The sequence below is a fragment of the Micromonospora cathayae genome, assembly GCF_028993575.1.
GTDB lineage: Bacteria > Actinomycetota > Actinomycetes > Mycobacteriales > Micromonosporaceae > Micromonospora > Micromonospora cathayae.
In genome coordinates this window covers 86,772-104,670 of record NZ_CP118615.1, presented here as the reverse complement: position 1 = coordinate 104,670, position 17,899 = coordinate 86,772, and the positions used below count along the sequence as shown (strand labels likewise).

General features: G+C 72.5%; 10 protein-coding genes. 6 read left to right on the top strand and 4 right to left on the bottom strand.

All coding sequences use genetic code 11. The features are described 5' to 3' along the window. Position 1: 1 nt before the first annotated feature. The 3 genes from PVK37_RS00475 to mce form a co-directional block, all read right to left on the bottom strand. Complete coding sequence (locus tag PVK37_RS00475; RefSeq protein WP_275031683.1) at positions 2 to 1,990, bottom strand: coiled-coil domain-containing protein; 1,989 nt, start codon at positions 1,988 to 1,990, stop codon at positions 2 to 4. Between the two features lie 180 nt (positions 1,991 to 2,170). After that, positions 2,171 to 3,427: a coiled-coil domain-containing protein gene (locus PVK37_RS00470; protein WP_275031682.1), complete on the bottom strand. Its 1,257-nt coding sequence runs from the start codon at positions 3,425 to 3,427 to the stop codon at positions 2,171 to 2,173. A 334-nt stretch (positions 3,428 to 3,761) separates the two neighbouring features. Continuing rightward, positions 3,762 to 4,226 (bottom strand): methylmalonyl-CoA epimerase, encoded by a 465-nt coding sequence (mce, locus tag PVK37_RS00465; RefSeq protein WP_275031681.1) that lies wholly within the window; start codon positions 4,224 to 4,226, stop codon positions 3,762 to 3,764. 64 nt (positions 4,227 to 4,290) lie between these two features. Between mce and PVK37_RS00460 the strand changes: the two genes are divergently transcribed. From PVK37_RS00460 to PVK37_RS00440, 5 genes are all read left to right on the top strand, one after another. After that, positions 4,291 to 5,490, top strand: a complete 1,200-nt coding sequence (locus PVK37_RS00460) for an acetyl-CoA C-acetyltransferase (protein ID WP_275031680.1) — start codon at positions 4,291 to 4,293, stop codon at positions 5,488 to 5,490. After that, positions 5,487 to 6,476 carry a methylmalonyl Co-A mutase-associated GTPase MeaB gene (gene meaB, locus PVK37_RS00455; protein ID WP_275031679.1) on the top strand — a complete coding sequence of 330 codons (990 nt, stop codon included), beginning with the start codon at positions 5,487 to 5,489 and terminating at the stop codon, positions 6,474 to 6,476. The genes PVK37_RS00460 and meaB overlap by 4 nt, the downstream gene beginning before the upstream one ends. Before the next feature lie 98 nt (positions 6,477 to 6,574). Further along, a complete protein-coding gene (gene icmA / locus PVK37_RS00450; RefSeq protein WP_275031678.1) occupies positions 6,575 to 8,263 on the top strand; it encodes a coenzyme B12-dependent isobutyryl-CoA mutase large subunit in 1,689 nt (562 codons plus the stop codon). A gap of 131 nt (positions 8,264 to 8,394) precedes the next feature. Next, on the top strand, positions 8,395 to 9,318 hold the full coding sequence (locus tag PVK37_RS00445; RefSeq protein WP_275031677.1) for a tetratricopeptide repeat protein: 924 nt from the start codon (positions 8,395 to 8,397) through the stop codon (positions 9,316 to 9,318). 66 nt (positions 9,319 to 9,384) lie between these two features. Further along, positions 9,385 to 10,503, top strand: a complete 1,119-nt coding sequence (locus PVK37_RS00440; protein WP_341483411.1) for an arginase family protein — start codon at positions 9,385 to 9,387, stop codon at positions 10,501 to 10,503. 83 nt (positions 10,504 to 10,586) lie between these two features. Here PVK37_RS00440 and PVK37_RS00435 read toward each other — a convergent pair whose 3' ends face one another. After that, a complete protein-coding gene (locus PVK37_RS00435; protein WP_275031676.1) occupies positions 10,587 to 12,542 on the bottom strand; it encodes a penicillin-binding transpeptidase domain-containing protein in 1,956 nt (651 codons plus the stop codon). 271 nt (positions 12,543 to 12,813) lie between these two features. Between PVK37_RS00435 and PVK37_RS00430 the strand changes: the two genes are divergently transcribed. Beyond that, on the top strand, positions 12,814 to 17,892 hold the full coding sequence (locus PVK37_RS00430; RefSeq protein WP_275031675.1) for an NAD-glutamate dehydrogenase: 5,079 nt from the start codon (positions 12,814 to 12,816) through the stop codon (positions 17,890 to 17,892). Positions 17,893 to 17,899: the final 7 nt, after the last annotated feature.

The window sequence follows — 17,899 nt, the reverse complement described above, 5'->3', positions numbered from 1 at the left end:
ACTACTCGGATTCGACCTTCACCTTGGCGGGTTTGGCGCTGCGCTCGTCCGTGGTCGGTTTGGTCGGCCGTTTGCCGCCCTCCCCGGTACTGGTGATCTTCGTCGGGGTGGCTCCCCGGCCACCCGCACCGGGCATCGCCGCCACGGTCGGTTCACCCTCCACCCCGGCCCCGGCGCTGGCCCCGTCCAGGGTGGTGACCGGCTCGGCCACCGGCCGGGTACGTGGCTTGTCGGGACCGCCGTCGCCGGCCACCTCCGCCGCCCGGCGCGCCTCGGCCTGGGCGCGGGCCGCCGACTCGCCGGCCTGCCGGACCGAGGCGTCGGTCTCGGCCAGCCGGGTCTGCTCGGTGCCGAGCTGCTGGCGGATCTCCGTCAGGGTGCGCTGGAGGTCGTCCGACTCCTGCCGCGACTTCCAGGTCTCCTGCCGCAGGTCGGCCAGCTCCTGCTGAGCCTGGGCGATCTCCAGCATCACCTGGGCCAACTGCTGCCGGCCGGCGGCGACCTCCTGCTGGGTGGCGGCCAGGTGCTGCTGGGTCGTCGCCAGGTGCTGCTGGGTGGTCGCGGCGTACTCCTCGAACTGCCGCCGGGACGCCGCCACGTGCTCGTCGGCCTTGCGGCGCTTCTCGGTGGCGTCCGCCTCGGCCTGCCGCAGCAACTGCGCGACCTGCTCCTCGGTCTCCCGGCGCAGCGTCGAGGTCTCCTGCTCGGTGTCCCGGCGCAGCGCCAGGACCTCCTCCTCGGTGGTCCGGCGCAGGGTGGCGGCGTCCTGCTCGGCGGCCTGCCGGATCGCGGCGGCCCCCTGCTCGATCTCGTCCCGCCGGGCGGTGTACTCCCGCTCCAGGGTCTCCTGCCGGCTGGTGTGCTGCTGCTCCAACTCGGCGCGTCGTGCCGCGAACTCCCGGTCGGCGGTCTCCCGGCGCTGGGTCAGCTCCCGTTCGGCCGCCTCCCGCTGGCTGGTGACCTCCTGCTCCACCCCGGCCCGCCAGGCGCCCAGCTCCTGCTGGGTCTGCGCCCGCGCCTGCTGGACGTACGCCTCGGTCTCGGCGCGCATCCGGGACACGTACGCCTCGGTCTCGGCCCGGTTGCGCTTGGCCGCCTCGGTCGCCTGCGCGGTGAGCTGGTCGGCCTCCTGCTGGGCCTTCGCCCGGGTGGCGCGGGCCGCCTCGCCGGCCTGATCGGTGATCTTCTTGGCGTCCTGCTGGGCCTTGGCGTGGGTGGCCCGGCCCGCCTCGGTGGCCTGGTCGGTGAGGCGTTTGGCCTCCTGCTGGGCCTTGGCGTGCACCTCCTTGGCGGCGTCGCGCAACTGGGCCGCCTCCTGCTGGGCCTTGGCGTGCGCCTCCCGGGCCGCCTCGCGCAGCTTCGTCGCCTCCTGCTGGGCGCGGTGGTGGATCTCCTTGGCGGCGTCCCGCAGCTCGGTGGCCTCCTGCTGGGCCTTGTTCAGCGCGGCCTGCGCCGCCTCCCGCAGCTTGGCCGCCTCGTCCCGGGCCGACCGGAGGGTGGCCTCCGCCTCGGCCCGTCGGGCCGCGCTGTGCCGTTCCTCCTCGGACCGCCGGGCGGCGAGGGCCAGTTCGAAGTCCTTCAGTGCCTTCGCGGCCTGGCCGCGGGCTTCCTCGATGATGTGCTCGGCGGCGGCGCGGCGCGCCTCGATCTCCTCGTTGGCGGAGGCCAGGATGTCGTCGGCCTGCTCCTCGGCGAGGCTGAGGATCTGCTCCACCCGGGGACCCAGATGCCGGAAGGAGGCCCGGTCCACCACGCCGACCTGCTTGCGCACCTGCGCCAGGTCGCGCTGGAGCACCTCCACCTGGCCGGCCAGCTTGTGGATCTGGGTGTACGCCTGTTCCCGTTCGGCTGTCAACGCCGCGATCTCGTGTTCGGCACGGGCAACGTACCGGTCGACCTGTCGTTTCTCGTACCCCCGCAGGGCGGACTCGAAGCTGGGCTCCGTGGTCACGTCCCCGCCGAGAGCGAACAGTTCCTCGCCGTGCGACATACCCCCATCCTCACACGGCCCCGCCCCCGTCGCGGCGATACGCACGGCGTCGGTGCGACCTGATTCACCCGTCGCGGAGCGGGCTCGTGGTCGGTGGTGGCGACAGCGTACGGCGGGGTGTCACCTCTTCAGGTGGCACCCCGCCGGACGACTCTCATGCCCCGTACGACGCGCGGGCCGTCAGTTGGACTTCTCCGCGGTCACCGGCTGGGAAGCGGCCGGCTCGGCCTTCGCCGGAGCCGCCGGCTCGGCCTTCGGCGGCACGCCCGGGACGATCCCGGCCAGGCCGGAGAGCATCTGGCCGAGCTGGGAGGTGACGGCGTCCTTCTGCCGGGTGAGGTCCTCGACCTCGCGCCGGGCGGCCTGGGTGGTCAGCTCGGCCTCGGTACGCGCCTCGTTGAGCAGGCGCTGCGCCTCGGTCTTGGCCTCGTTGAGCGTCTTCTCGGCGAGCGCCTTGGCCTTCTCGACCGTGTCGGCGGCGGTGCGCTCGGACTCGACCCGCCGGGCCTCGGCCCGCTGCTCGATCTCCTTGGCGCGCTCCTGCGCGGCGCGGGCCCGCTGCTCGGCCTCGCCGACCAGCTTCTGGGTCTGGGCGACCTGCGCGGCGTGCCGCTCGGACTCCTCGCGCTCGGCCTTCTCCCGGCGTTCGGCGAGCTGAAGCTCCAGGGCCTGCAGGTCCTTGTCCCGCTTGTCCCGGGCGTCGGTGAGCAGCTTGGTCGCCTCGGCGCGCTTCTCCTCGGCCTCCCGGGCGGCCTTCGCCCGCTGCTGGGTGATCTCCCGTTCGGCGGTCGCCCGCAGGGTGGCGACCTCCCGCTCCACGGTCGACTTCAGCTCGGCCACCTCGTGCGCGGTCACCGTACGGAGCTGCTTGGTCTCCCGCTCGGCGTCGGCGCGCAGCGTGTCGGCCTCCCGGCGGGCCTGCACCCGGACCTCGGCGGCCTCCCGCTCGGCGGTGGTGCGGACGCTGCCCGCCTCCCGCTCGGCGGTGGCCTTCATCGCCGCCGCCTCGGCGCGCGCCTTGTCGGTGATCTCGCGGGCCTCCAGGCGGGCCGCGGAGAGGATGCCCTCGGACTCGCGCTTGGCCTCGTTGCGGTGGTCGTTGGCCTGCTCCTCGGCGAGCCGCAGGATCTGCTCGACCCGGGTGCCGAGGCCGGAGAGGGTCGGCCGGTTGTTCTCCTCGAGCTGCTTGTTGGTCTCGGCGAGTTTCTGCTCCAGCGCCGCGAGGCGCTGCTCGGCCTGCCGCAACCGGCGCTGCGCGTCGTTCATCCGCTGCTCGGCCTCGGCGCGGGCCTGTTCGGACTGGGTCAGCGCGGCGGTCAGCCGACCGATGAAGTCGTCGACCTGACCGACGTTGTATCCGCGCAGGCCAACGGTGAAATCGGGCTGAGAGTTCGCGTTATCGAAGAACGCCAGAGGGGAGGACTGCTGCTGGGGCATTGGCACATACTCGCAGACGCCCCGGGGTGCTTCGCAAGAGCGGGGCGCAGCTTTCCACGTCCTCTTTACATGGTCAACTCCGGACATGCCCGAACGACCGGCGGCCGCCGATCTTGGCAGCTCCCGGCCGGCTTCCCGGCGGCGGCGGGCGGCCCGCCGGGCGGGCGGAAAGGGTGGTACACCGGCCGGCGTACCACCCTTTTCATCACCGCGGGTATCGATCGATTGGGTGCCCGACGGGTGACCGTCGAAAGGCAATCTCGTTACATCGCAATGGGCCGTCCGGACAGGCTCCGGACGCCGTCCGCCGGCCGGGCGGCGCGGGTGCCCGGCGTCAGGCCGGTTGGACGAGTTCGACGAGGACGCCGCCGGCGTCCTTCGGGTGGACGAAGTTGATCCGGGAGCCGGCGGTGCCCCGGCGCGGGGTCTCGTACAGCAGCCGCATGCCGCGTTCCCGCAGCGCCGCGCACGCCCGGTCGATGTCGACCACGGTGTACGCGACCTGCTGCACCCCCGGCCCGTTGCGGTCCAGGAACTTCGCGATCGTGGACTCCGGGGTCAGCGGGGCGAGCAGCTGCACGCAGCCGCCCTCGGTGGTCGGGCCGACCGACAGCATCGCCTCGCGGACGCCCTGCTCGGTGTTGGTCTCGGTGTGCACGCAGCGCATCCCGAAGGTGCGCCGGTAGAAGTCGATCGCCGCGTCCAGGTCGGCCACCGCCACGCCGACGTGGTCGATTCGGCGGATGCCGATGTCTGTGACGTAGTCCGCAGCGGGCTCGACGGGGGAGTTCTCAGCCATGGCGATAGTCTGGCCGAACACTCGTTAAGGCGTACAGGTTCGCCCACCCCCTCGGAGGCAGGCAATGGCTTCGGTGATCGTCAGCGGCGCGCGGACCCCGATGGGTCGCCTGCTCGGCAACCTCAAGGACCTCCCGGCGACGAAGCTCGGCGGCGTGGCGATCAAGGCCGCGCTGGAGCGCGCCGGGGTGTCCCCCGAGCAGGTGCAGTACGTGATCATGGGGCAGGTGCTCCAGGCCGGCACCGGGCAGATCCCGGCCCGGCAGGCGGCGGTCGAGGCGGGCATCCCGATGTCCACCCCGGCGCTGACCATCAACAAGGTCTGCCTCTCCGGGCTGGACGCCATCGCCCTGGCCGACCAGCTCATCCGGGCCGGCGAGTTCGACATCGTGGTGGCCGGCGGCATGGAGTCGATGACCAACGCCCCGCACCTGCTGCTCGGTCAGCGCTCCGGCTACAAGTACGGCGACGTGACGGTCAAGGACCACATGGCGCTGGACGGGCTGACCGACGCCTGGGACTGCTGCTCGATGGGCGAGTCCACCGAGCGGCACGGGGCGCGGCACGGCATCACCCGCGCGGAGCAGGACGCCTTCGCCGCCGCCAGTCACCAGCGGGCCGCCGCCGCGCAGAAGAACGGCCACTTCGCCGACGAGATCACCCCCGTGATCATCCCGCAGCGCAAGGGCGACCCGCTGGTGATCAGCGAGGACGAGGGCATCCGGCCGGACACCACCGTCGAGTCGCTGGCCAAGCTGCGGCCGGCGTTCGCGAAGGACGGCACGATCACCGCCGGCAGCGCGTCGCCGATCTCCGACGGGGCCGCCGCCGTGGTGGTGATGAGCAAGGCCAAGGCCAAGGAGCTGGGATTGACCTGGCTGGCCGAGGTCGGCGCGCACGGCAACGTGGCCGGGCCGGACAACTCCCTGCACTCGCAGCCGTCGAACGCGATCGTGCACGCCCTGAAGAAGGGCGGGCTGAGCATCGAGGACCTGGACCTCATCGAGATCAACGAGGCGTTCGCGGCGGTGGGCATCCAGTCGACCCGGGACCTCGGCGTCGACCCGGAGATCGTCAACCCGAACGGTGGGGCGATCGCGCTCGGCCACCCGATCGGCATGTCCGGGGCTCGGCTGGTGCTCACCCTCGCGCTGGAACTGAAGCGGCGCGGCGGTGGCACCGGGGCGGCGGCGCTCTGCGGCGGTGGCGGCCAGGGCGACGCGCTGATCATCCACGTCCCGGCCGAGGGGGAGCACGCGCAGTGAGCGAGGCGGGCACGGCGGTGCCGTCGATCCGGCGCAGTCGGGACGTACCGCTGCTGGTGGAGCGGGCCCGCGCCGGTGACCCGCGCGCGGTGGCCCGGCTGATCACCCTGGTCGAGAACGGTGACGAGGTGCTGCCGCAGGTCGCGGCGGCCCTCGCCCCGTACGCCGGTCAGGCCCAGGTGGTGGGCCTGACCGGGTCTCCCGGGGTGGGCAAGTCCACCACCACGAACGAGCTGGTCCGGGCGCTGCGGGCGCGCGGGCACCGGGTCGGGGTGCTGGCCGTGGACCCGTCCAGCCCGTTCACCGGCGGGGCGATCCTCGGTGACCGGGTCCGGATGCAGGACCACGCCACCGACCCCGGCGTCTACATCCGGTCGATGTCCAGCCGGGGGCACCTGGGCGGGCTGTCGGCGGCCACCCCGCAGGCGGTCCGGGTGCTGGAGGGCGCGGGCTGCGACGTGGTGCTGGTGGAGACGGTCGGCGTCGGGCAGGCCGAGGTGGAGGTGGCCTCGCTGGCCGACACCACGCTGGTGCTGCTCGCGCCGGGCATGGGCGACGCGATCCAGGCGGTGAAGGCCGGCATCCTGGAGATCGCCGACGTCTTCGTGGTCAACAAGGCCGACCGGGACGGCGCGGACGCCACGGTCCGCGACATCAACGGCATGATCGCCCTCGGTGAGCGGGGGCCGGGCCAGTGGCGTCCGCAGGTGGTGCGGTCGGTCGCCGCGCGCGGCGAGGGCATCGACGACATCGCCGCCGCGATCGACAAGCACCGGGGTTGGCTGGTCGAGCACGGCGAGCTGCGCCGCCGCCGGGAGGCGCGGGCCGCCGCCGAGATCGAGGCGATCGCGCTCGGCACGCTCCGTGCCCGGATCGGTTCGCTGCGCGACGGTACCGGCCTCGCGGCGCTCGCCGGCAAGGTCGCCGAGGGCTCCCTCGACCCGTACGCGGCGGCCGACGAACTCCTCGCCGACCTCGAACGCTGATCGAGCCGCTACCCGCCGGTACGGGTTTCCTTAGCGATCGTTCAGGCATCGGCTCTACACTCGACGTGCAGTCGAGGACTCGAGGAGGAGCCCTACGCATGAACGCCGACGAGATCGCTGCCGGACGGGCCCGCTGGCAGGCCCGCTACGACGCCGCGCGCAAGCGCGACGCCGACTTCACCACGCTCTCCGGGCTGGAGGTCGAGCCGGTGTACGGGCCGCCGGAGGGGGTCGACCAGCCCGGCTTCGAGCGGATCGGCTGGCCGGGCGAGTACCCGTACACCCGGGGGTTGCACCCCACCGGCTACCGGGGGCGGACCTGGACCATCCGGCAGTTCGCCGGCTTCGGCAACGCCCGGCAGACCAACGAGCGGTACAAGATGATCCTCGGCGCGGGCGGTGGTGGCCTCTCCGTCGCGTTCGACATGCCCACCCTGATGGGCCGGGACTCCGACGACCCGCAGTCGCTCGGCGAGGTCGGCCACTGCGGCGTGGCCATCGACAGCGCCACCGACATGGAGGCGCTCTTCGACGGCATCGACCTGGCCGGGGTCACCACCAGCATGACCATCTCCGGTCCGGCGGTGCCGGTGTTCTGCATGTACCTGGTCGCCGCCGAGCGGCAGGGCGCGGACATCACCACCCTCGACGGCACCCTGCAGACCGACATCTTCAAGGAGTACATCGCGCAGAAGGAGTGGCTGTTCGACCCCGAGCCGCACCTGCGCCTGATCGGCGACCTGATGGAGTACTGCGCGGCCGAGATCCCGCGCTACAAGCCGCTGTCGGTCTCCGGCTACCACATCCGGGAGGCCGGCTCGACCGCCGCGCAGGAGCTGGCGTTCACCCTCGCCGACGGCTTCGGCTACGTCGAACTGGGACTCTCCCGGGGGTTGGACGTCAACGTCTTCGCGCCGGGGCTGAGCTTCTTCTTCGACTCGCACGTCGACTTCTTCGAGGAGATCGCCAAGTTCCGGGCCGCCCGGCGGATCTGGGCCCGCTGGCTGAAGGAGGTCTACGGGGCGACCAGCGAGAAGGCGATGTGGCTGCGGTTCCACACCCAGACCGCCGGGGTGTCGCTGACCGCCCAGCAGCCGGTCAACAACGTGGTCCGGACGGCGGTCGAGGCGCTCGCCGCGGTGCTCGGCGGCACCAACTCGCTGCACACCAACGCCCTCGACGAGACCCTGGCGCTGCCCACCGACGAGTCCGCCGAGATCGCCCTGCGCACCCAGCAGGTGCTGATGGAGGAGATCGGCGTGACCAACGTGGCCGACCCGCTCGGCGGCTCCTGGTACGTCGAGGCGCTCACCGACAAGATCGAGGCCGAGGCGGAGGAGATCTTCGCCCGGATCCGCCAGTTGGGCGGGGACGGCCCGCACCAGATCGGCCCGATGACCTCCGGCATCCTGCGCGGCATCGAGGACGGCTGGTTCACCGGTCAGATCGCCGAGGCGGCCTTCGTCTACCAGCAGGCCCTGGAAAAGGGCGAGAAGAAGATCGTCGGGGTGAACTGCCACACCGGTACGGTCGCCAAGGAACTGGAGATCCTGCGCATCTCGCACGAGGTCGAGCTGGAGCAGCGCCGGGTGCTCGCCGAGCGCAAGGCCGGCCGGGACAACGCGGCGGTCGAGGCGGCGGTGGCGCGCATGGTGGCGGTCAGCCGGACCGGGGAGAACATGATCCCGGCGATGCTCGACGCGGTCCGCGCCGAGGCGACCCTCGGCGAGATCTGCGACGCGCTGCGCGCCGAGTGGGGCGTGTACCGGGAGCCGGCCCGGTTCTGAGCCGTCCTCACGGCCCGTCGAGGGCGGTGCCCGGCACCCCGCCGCACCGCCCTCGACCAGCCGTGGAAGTCACATGTGTCGGCACGCCGGCTGATCTGAGTTGGGCCGGTCACGTGCGAGACTAGATAACCATGAGCGACCCACGGATCACCTCGTCGATCTTCACCCGCGGCGCGGTCGACCTCAGCGCGCTGCGCCCGTCCACCCCCACCCCCGCCCGATCCGCCGCACCCACCCAGGCCGGTCCGCCGGCCGGGATGCCGGGGACGGCCACACCGGGGACCGGGGTCGCGGTGATCGACGTGACCGAGGCGACCTTCCAGGCCGAGGTGCTGGAACGCTCGCTCACCACCCCCGTCGTGATCGACTTCTGGGCCGAGTGGTGCGAGCCGTGCAAGCAGCTCTCCCCGCTGCTGGAGCAGCTCGCCGCCGAGGGCGGCGGGGCCTGGGTGCTCGCCAAGGTCGACGTCGAGGCCAACCCCCGGCTGGCCCAGATGTTCCAGATCCAGAGCATCCCGATGGTGTACGCGGTGGTCGGCGGCCGTCCGGTCGACGCGTTCGCCGGCGTGGTGCCCGAGGCGCACCTGCGGCAGTGGATCGGGGCCGTGCTCAAGGCCGGCGGGGTCACCGTCGAGGCCCCCGGCGACCCCCGGCTCGACGAGGCCGACGACGCGCTGATGAGCGGCGACCTGGACGCGGCCGAGGCGGCGTACAGGAAGATCCTCGCCGAGACCCCGGCGGACGCCGCGGCCGAGGCGGGGCTGGCCCAGGTGGGGCTGGCCCGCCGGGTGGGCGGCGCCGACCCGGCCGCCGCGCTCGCCACCGCCGACGCCACCCCCGACGACGTCGAGGCGCAACTGCTGGCCGCCGACATCGAGGTGCTCAGCGGCCAGGCCGAGGCGGCGTACGCCCGACTGGTCGCGGTGGTCCGGCGGACCGCCGGCGACGACCGGGAGAAGGCCCGCCAGCACCTGGTCTCGCTGTTCAGCATCGCCGGCCCCGACGACCCGGCGGTCGGCAAGGCCCGCCGAGCCCTGGCCAGCGCCCTGTTCTGACCCACCCGTACACGCCAGCGCGGGCCGGCGGTGGCCGGCCCGCCCGACCATCGAGGACGGGAGCCCATGATGCGCCGGATCGCCGTCCTCGACGCGCCGACCAACCTCGGTCTGCGCCCACCCACGCTCACCTCCGTCCCGGGCTGCGGGAAGGCCCCGGGCGCGCTCCGCGACCACGGCCTGCTCGCCCGGCTGCGGGCCCGCGACGCCGGCTGCCTCACCCCGCCCCGGTACGACCCGGGGGACTGGCGGCCCGGCGACGGGGTGTGCCACGCCCGGGAGATCTCCGAGTACTCTGCCGCGCTGGCCGGCCGGATCGGCGACATCATCGACCGGGGCGAGTTCCCGGTGGTGCTCGGCGGGGACTGCTCGGTGCTGATCGGCTCGGCGCTGGCCATGCACCGGCTCGGCGAGGCGGTCGGCGGGCGGATCGGGCTGGTCTTCGTGGACGGCCACTCCGACTTCCGGCACCCCGGCAACGCCTCCTACGTCGGGGCCGCCGCCGGGGAGGACCTGGCCCTGGTGACCGGCCGGGGGCAGGCCGACCTGGCCGCCATCGAGGGCCGCCGGCCGTACTTCCGGGACATCGACGTGGTGGTGCTCGGCATCCGCGCCCAGGACGAGTACCGTCTCGACCTCCAGGCCGCCGGCATCGTGAACCGGCCGGTGCCGGCGCTGCGCGCCGAGGGCGCGGCCCGGACCGCCCAGTGGGCCCACGAACAGCTCGTCGACTGCGCCGGCTACTGGGTGCACGTGGACGTGGACGTGCTCGACCCGGCGGTGATGCCGGCGGTGGACGCCCCCGACCCGGGCGGGATCGCCTTCGCCGAGCTGGAGATCCTGATCGCCGGGCTGGTCGACACCCCGCACTGCCTCGGCCTCGAGGTCACCGTCTTCGACCCCGACTACGACCCGGACGGCTCGTACGCCGCGGAGATCGTCAACACTCTGGTGGCCGGGCTGGCCCCGGTCTCCGCGCCCGGCGCGGTGGCCCCCCGCCTGCTCGCCCCCCGCCCGGCGTCCCCGTCCGGCCCGGTCCTGTCGTCCCGTCCGCCCGCACAGGCCGTCGGGTCGGTCGCCGACATCGAGCCGGCCGACGATCTGACGCCGCAGCCCGAGCGGAGTGTCGACGCCGACCCGTCGCGCCCGCTGACCGAGGCACTGCCGGACCTCGACCGCGCCTGACCGGCCCGCCCCACGCCACCCGATCGTGGTGGGAAACGGCCTCTCCACGGGCCGTTTCCCACCACGATCGGCTGCGGGTGGGGTCAGGACAGGCCGCGGAGGAAACGGGCGGTGATCGGGACGGCCGACTCGGTGCTGCCGCCGCCCTTCTCCACGAACACGGCGAACGCCACGTCGCCCTGCCAGCCGACGAACCAGGCGTGTGTGTTCGCCGGGTTGTCGTCGTACTCGGCGGTGCCGGTCTTGCCGTACACCGGGCCGCCCGGGACGCCGCGCAGGGCGGTGGCGGTGCCGGCGGTGACCACCTCGCGCATCATCGTGCGCAGCGGGTCGACCGACTCCGGACGGAGCTGCGGACCGGCCGGCGCGCTCTGCTCCGGAGCCGGGTCCAGCACCAGTTTCGGCTGCTCCCAGCGGCCCCGGGCGACGGCGGCGGTGGCGGCGGCCATGGCGACCGGGCTGACCAGGGTGGTGCCCTGCCCGAACGCGGCGGCGGCCCGCTCGGCGGCGGAGCCACCCGTGGAGACCTTGCCGGTGAACACGTCCGCGCCGAGGTTCCAGGTCGCCTCCAGGCCGAGCGTCCGGCCGGTCTCGGCGAGGCCGTCCGGGCCGAGCTTCGGGGCGAGCGCGGCGAAGGCGGTGTTGCAGGACTTCGCGAAGTCGGTGCGGAAGGGCACCCGGCCGAGGGCGAAGTTGTCGGAGTTCTTGAACGACCGGCCGTCCACGGTGACCGTCTTCGGGCAGTCGACCGGGCCGTCCAGGCTGACCGCGTCCCGGTCGAGCAGGCCGAGCGTGCTGACCATCTTGAACGTCGAGCCCGGGGGCACCTGGGCGGTGAAGGCGAGGTTCTCGCCGGCCGGGCCGGGACCGTTGGCGGCGGCGAGCACCACGCCGTCACTGATCCGTACGGCGACCAGGGCGGCCCGGCGTCGCTCGCCGCGCAGGGCCGCGTCGGCCGCGTTCTGTACCGCCGGGTCGAGGGTGGTCTTCACCGTCTGCCCGGCCTGCGGTTCGGCCCGGAACACCTCGGTGCCGCTCGGTCCCCAGGTGCCCTCCGGCCCCTTCCGTTCGGTGATGACGCTGACTCCGGGCCGGCCACGTAGCCGCTCGTCGTAGCGGCCCTGGAGGCCGCCGTGGCCGACCCGGTCGCCCTCGGCGTACACCCCGGGCTTGGCGGCCAGGTCGTCGGCGGTGGCCGGGTCGACCGAGCCGAGCAGGGCACGGGCGAACTCGCGGGTGGGGGCCAGCTCCGCCTGCTCGGTGACGAACTTGGTGCCGGGCAGGTCGTAGATGCGGTCCCGGATCTGCCGGTACGCCTCCTCGCGGAGGGTGACCACCTCGACGCGCGCCTCCGGTTTCGCGTCGGCGAGCCGTTTCGGCAGGTCGGAGAGGTCGACCGGCGGGGTGATCACCGGGCGGACCGCCTTGAACGCGGCGTCCAGTTGGCGGACCAGGGCCGCCGGGTCGGTGACCTCGCCCGGCTGGACCCCGACCCGGACCACCGGCCGGGGCGCGACGATCGGGGCGCCGGCCGCGTCCAGCACCCCGCCGCGCGGCGCGCCGACCCGGCGGACCGCCAGCCGGTCGCCGCGCAGCAACTGCTCCTGCACCAGGGCCGGCTCCCAGATCACCTGCCAGGCGTCGTCCCCACCCCGGGCGAGCCGGATCGGCCGCTCGTAGCTCCACTCGACCGTGCCGGGCAGCTGCCAGGTGACCCGGATCCGCCCCTCGGCGGAGTCGCCGGTCACCTTCGGCTCACCGGAGGAGGTCAGCTTCGGCGGCTGGTCGGCCAGCTCGCCGGAGAGCGCCCTGATCTCCGCCATGACCTGGTCCGCCGGCACCCTGGCCCCGGTCGGGTCGCGGAACCCGACGGAGTGCAGCGTCCCGGACCGCCAACCGGACAGGAAGGCCGACACGCTCTCCGCCGGGCCGTCGCTGTCGGAGCAGCCGACCAGGGTGGTGGCGGCGACGACCGTGGCGAGCAGGGCCCGCACGGTCGTTCGCGTACGCCGGGGGCGATCGGGGTACGACAGCGGCATGGACCCTCCGTTCTCTGGCTGACCTGCACGCTAGTACGCCACCCCGCGGGGCGTTGTCCCACCGGTTGGCGTCAAGTCGGACCTGTGACGTGGTGATGAACGTCGCCGGTGCGGGTAACTCACCGCAGGTCACCGCGAACGTGAACGGGTGGATCGAACATGTCGCGACCGGAGATCCCAATAGGTGGCCCGCTGATGCCTGAGATCGCGAGGCAGGGCAAGATTGGGAGGATTGGGCCCACAACGCGGTGGGTCGAGGGGAGTGGCACCGATGGACCGGCCTCCGGCGATCAAACCGGGACCCGACCTCCGGCTGGTTGACACCGGCCAGGGCGATAGATACGAGTCTACGACCGACCGGGAGGGTTTCGGTAGACTCGATGCAGGAAAAACCGGGATGACCGGTTCGAGCGTCGACACCCTGTATGACCTGGGACTGCCGCCGGAAGCACTCGGCGACGACGTGGAGGACGCCGAGCTGGACGAGCCGGTGCCCAACGCGGAACGCCTGGTCGCCCAGGCGGTGGTGCTGGCCGGGGACGACCACGGCGCAGCCACCCTGGTCGACCGGTTCTGGCGGTTCGCGCCGGACGAGGAGCTGATCGGCTTCACCGCCGAGGAGATGCTCGAGGCGGCCCGGGCCCACCGGGAGCTGGCCCAGCAGCGGGTGCCGGGCGAGTTGAAACTGCGCATCCACGAGCCGGACGCCGAGCAGCACCACACCGTGGTGGAGATCGTCACCGACGACATGCCGTTCCTGGTCGACTCGGTGACCGCGCTGCTCAACGCCCACCACCTGGACGTGCACCTGCTGGTGCACCCGCTGGTGGTGGTCCGCCGGGAGCCGCTCGGCGCGCTGACCGAGGTGGCGGCGGACGTCGAACCGGACGACGCGATCGACGGCGACATCGTCGAGAGCTGGATGCGGATCGAGATCGACCCGATCCGGGACGCCGGCCAGCGGGACCGGCTGCGGGCCGAACTCCAGCGGGTGCTCACCGACGTCCGGGAGGCGGTCGAGGACTGGCCGAAGATGCGTCAGCGGGCCCTCGCGCTCGCCGACGAGCTGGCCGCGGCGCGTACCTCGGAGACCCGCCCGCCGGTGCCGGAGAAGGACATCACCGACTCGGTGGAGCTGCTGCGCTGGCTGGCCCACGACCACTTCACCTTCCTCGGCTACCGGGAGTACCGGCTGGTCGACATCCCGACCGGGGACGGTGACGAGCCGGCCGGGCAGGCCCTGGAGGCGGTGCTCGGCACCGGCCTGGGCATCCTGCGCTCCGACCGCACCGAGCCCCGGACGCTGTCGTCGATGACGCCGGAGGCGCACGAGAAGGTGCTGGAGAAGCGCCTGCTGATCATCACCAAGGCGAACTCCCGGGCCACCGTGCACCGCTCGGCCTACCTCGACTACGTCGGCTTCAAGATCTTCAACGAGTACGGCGAGGTGGTCGGCGAGCGCCGCTTCCTCGGGCTGTTCTCCACCGCCGCGTACCGGACCAGCGTGCGTGAGCTGCCGGTGGTGCGCCGCAAGGTCGCCGAGGTGATGGAGCGGTCCGGCCTGAGCGAGCGCAGCCACTCCGGCAAGGACCTGCTCCAGATCCTGGAGACCTACCCGCGGGACGAGCTGTTCCAGATCAAGACCGACGACCTGTACCACGCGGTCGTCGGCGTGCTCCGGATGGCCGGCCGGCGGCAGCTGCGGGTGTTCCTGCGCCGCGACGGGTACGGGCGGTTCATCTCCTGCCTGATCTACCTGCCCCGGGACCGCTTCACCACCCAGAACCGGCTGCGCATGCAGGACATCCTGCTCCGCGAGCTGAACGGCGTCGGGGTGGACTACACCACCCGGGTCACCGAGTCGATGCTGGCCCGGGTGCACTTCATCGTCCGGACCGACCCGACCAACCCGCCCGGGGACGTCGACGCCGACCTGCTGGCCGAGGAACTGGCCGACGCGACCCGGCTGTGGGACGACGACTACCGGCTGGTGCTGGAACGCAAGCTCGGTGACGAGCAGGCCAAGCACCTGTTCACCCGGTACGCGGACGCCTTCCCGGAGGGCTACAAGGACGGGCACACGCCGTACGAGGCGATGAAGGACCTGGCCAAGCTGGAACTGCTGGAGGAGCCCGGCCAGCTCGAGATGCACCTGTTCCGCAAGCAGCTCGCGCCGCGCAACGGGGCCCGCACCCACGCCGACCCGGCCGAGGCGCTGGACGTCCGGTTCAAGGTGTACCGCAACGCCGAGCCGATGCTGCTGTCCGACGTGCTGCCGGTGCTGCACTCGCTCGGCGTCCGGGTGGTCGACGAGCACCCGTACGAGGTGGACCGGATCGACGGGCGGATCTACCTGTACGACTTCGGGCTGCAACTGCCCGAGGGGCACCAGGAGCTGGCCGAGGTACGCCCGCACGTGGAGAACGCCTTCGCCGCCGCCTGGCGGGGCGAGGCCGAGGTGGACGGCTTCAACGAGCTGGTGCTGCGCGGCGGGCTGACCTGGCGGCAGGCGGTGGTGCTCCGGGCGTACGCGAAGTACCTGCGCCAGGCCGGCACGGTCTTCTCGCAGGACTACATGGAGTCCACCTTCATCGCGTACCCGAGGCTCGCCGGCCTGCTGGTGGAGCTGTTCGAGGTGCGGTTCGACCCGGCCAACGGCCTGACCGCCGAGGAACGGGACCGGCGCGGCGAGGAGTTGGCCGACACCATCAACGCGGCCCTGGACGACGTGGCCAGCCTGGACCAGGACCGCATCCTGCGGGCGTACCTGACGCTGATCCGGGCCACCCTGCGGACCAGCTTCTTCCAGAAGATGGAGGAGGGCGGCCGACCCAAGTCGTACGTGGCGTTCAAGCTGGACCCGCAGGCGATCCCGGACCTGCCCGCGCCCCGCCCGAAGTACGAGATCTTCGTCTACTCGCCCCGGTTCGAGGGCGTGCACCTGCGGTTCGGGCCGGTGGCCCGGGGCGGGCTGCGCTGGTCCGACCGGCGGGAGGACTTCCGTACCGAGGTGCTGGGCCTGGTCAAGGCGCAGATGGTGAAGAACGCGGTGATCGTGCCGGTGGGTGCCAAGGGCGGCTTCGTGCTGAAGCAGAAGCCGGGCGACCGGGACGAGGCGGTGGCCTGCTACCGGGAGTTCATCTCGGCGCTGCTGGACGTCACCGACAACATCGTCAGCGGCGAGGTGGTCCCGCCGACCGAGGTGGTCCGGCACGACGGCGACGACCCGTACCTGGTGGTGGCGGCGGACAAGGGCACCGCGACGTTCTCCGACATCGCCAACGAGATCTCCACCGCGCACCGGTTCTGGCTGGGTGACGCGTTCGCCTCCGGCGGCTCCGCCGGGTACGACCACAAGAAGATGGGCATCACCGCCCGGGGCGCCTGGGAGTCGGTCAAGCGGCACTTCCGGGAGCTGGGCCACGACACCCAGTCCGCGGACTTCACCGTGGTCGGCGTGGGGGACATGTCCGGTGACGTGTTCGGCAACGGGATGCTGCTCAGCGAGCACATCCGGCTGGTGGCGGCCTTCGACCACCGGCACATCTTCCTCGACCCGGATCCGGACCCGGCCTCCTCGTACGCGGAACGGAAGCGGCTGTTCGACCTGCCGAGGTCGTCCTGGGAGGACTACGACACGAAGCTGATCTCCTCTGGCGGTGGGGTGTACCCGCGTACCGCCAAGTCGGTGCCGGTCTCGCCGCAGGTCCGCGCGGTGCTCGACCTCGACGACGAGGTCACCCAGCTGTCGCCGTCGGAGCTGATGAAGGCGATCCTGACCGCCCCGGTGGACCTGTTCTGGAACGGCGGCATCGGCACCTACGTCAAGGCGGCCAGCGAGAGCAACGCCGAGGTGGGGGACAAGTCCAACGACGCGATCCGGGTCAACGGCAAGGACCTGCGCTGCCGGGTGGCCGGCGAGGGCGGCAACCTGGGCTGGACCCAGCTCGGCCGGATCGAGTACGCCCAGAACGACGGCCGGATCTACACCGACTTCATCGACAACGCGGCCGGGGTGGACTGCTCCGACCACGAGGTGAACATCAAGATCCTGCTGAACACCGCGGTCGCCGACGGTGAGCTGACCGTCCCGGAGCGGGACGAGCTGCTCGCGGCGATGACCGACGAGGTCGCCGAGCTGGTGCTGCGGGACAACTACGACCAGGCGCGGGCGCTGAACAACGCCCAGGCCCAGGCGACCTCGCTGCTGCCGGTGCACCGCCGGATGATCAGCGAGCTGGAGCGGTCCGGGGTGCTGAACCGGGCGCTGGAGGCGCTCCCGCCGGACGAGGAACTGGCGGTCCGGACCGAGTCCGGGCTGACCGCGCCGGAGTTCGCGGTGCTGCTCGCGTACGTGAAGATCGCGCTGGAACGGGAGATCCTCACCGACGGGCTGCCCGACGAGGAGTGGACGAACGAGGTCCTGGTCAACTACTTCCCGACGCCGATGCGGCAGCGGTTCGCCGACCGGATGGGCCGGCACCGGTTGAGCCGGGACATCGTCACCACCGTCCTGGTCAACGAGGTGATCAACCGGGGTGGCATCTCGTTCGTCTTCCGCGTGGTCGAGGAGACGGCCGCCTCACCGGCGGACGTCATCCGGGCGTACGTGGTGGTCCGGGACGTCTTCGGGCTGCGGGAGCTGTGGGACGCGGTCGAGGCGCTGGACAACCGGGTGGCCCCGGAGTTGCAGACCACCGTCTACCTGGACACCCGGCGGCTGCTGGACCGCGCGGTGCGCTGGCTGGTCACCAACCGCCGGTCGCCGATCGACGTACCGGCCGAGACGAAGCGCCTCCGGGACGGGGTGGCCCGTCTCCTGCCCGACCTGGAGGACCTCTTCTACGGCACCGAGCGGGAGGCGCTGGCCGCGCACGTCGAGGCGATGACCGGGCGGGGGCTGCCCCGGGAGCTGGCCGAGCAGGCGACCCGGCTGATGTACAGCTTCGGCCTGCTCGACGTGGTGGAGACGGCGGCCCAGACCGGCAAGGACGTGGGCGAGGTGGCCTCGGTCTACTTCGTCCTGTCCGACCGGTTCCGGGTGGACTCGCTGCTGTCGAAGATCTCCCTGCTGCCCCGGGAGGACCGCTGGCAGACGCTGGCCCGGATGGCGTTGCGGTACGACCTCTACGCCGCTCTGGCCGCGCTCACCAACGAGGTGCTCGACTCCACCGACGGCGGCCGGCCGCCGCAGGAGCGGGTGCAGGAGTGGGAGCAGTCGAACGCCACCTCGATCCACCGCGCGCAGCGGGCGATGGGGGAGTTCGACGAGTCCCGGGCCGACCTGGCCGCGCTCTCGGTCCTGTTGCGGCAGATCCGGACCCTGGTCCGGACCTCCTCGGCGAGCTGATCCGGGT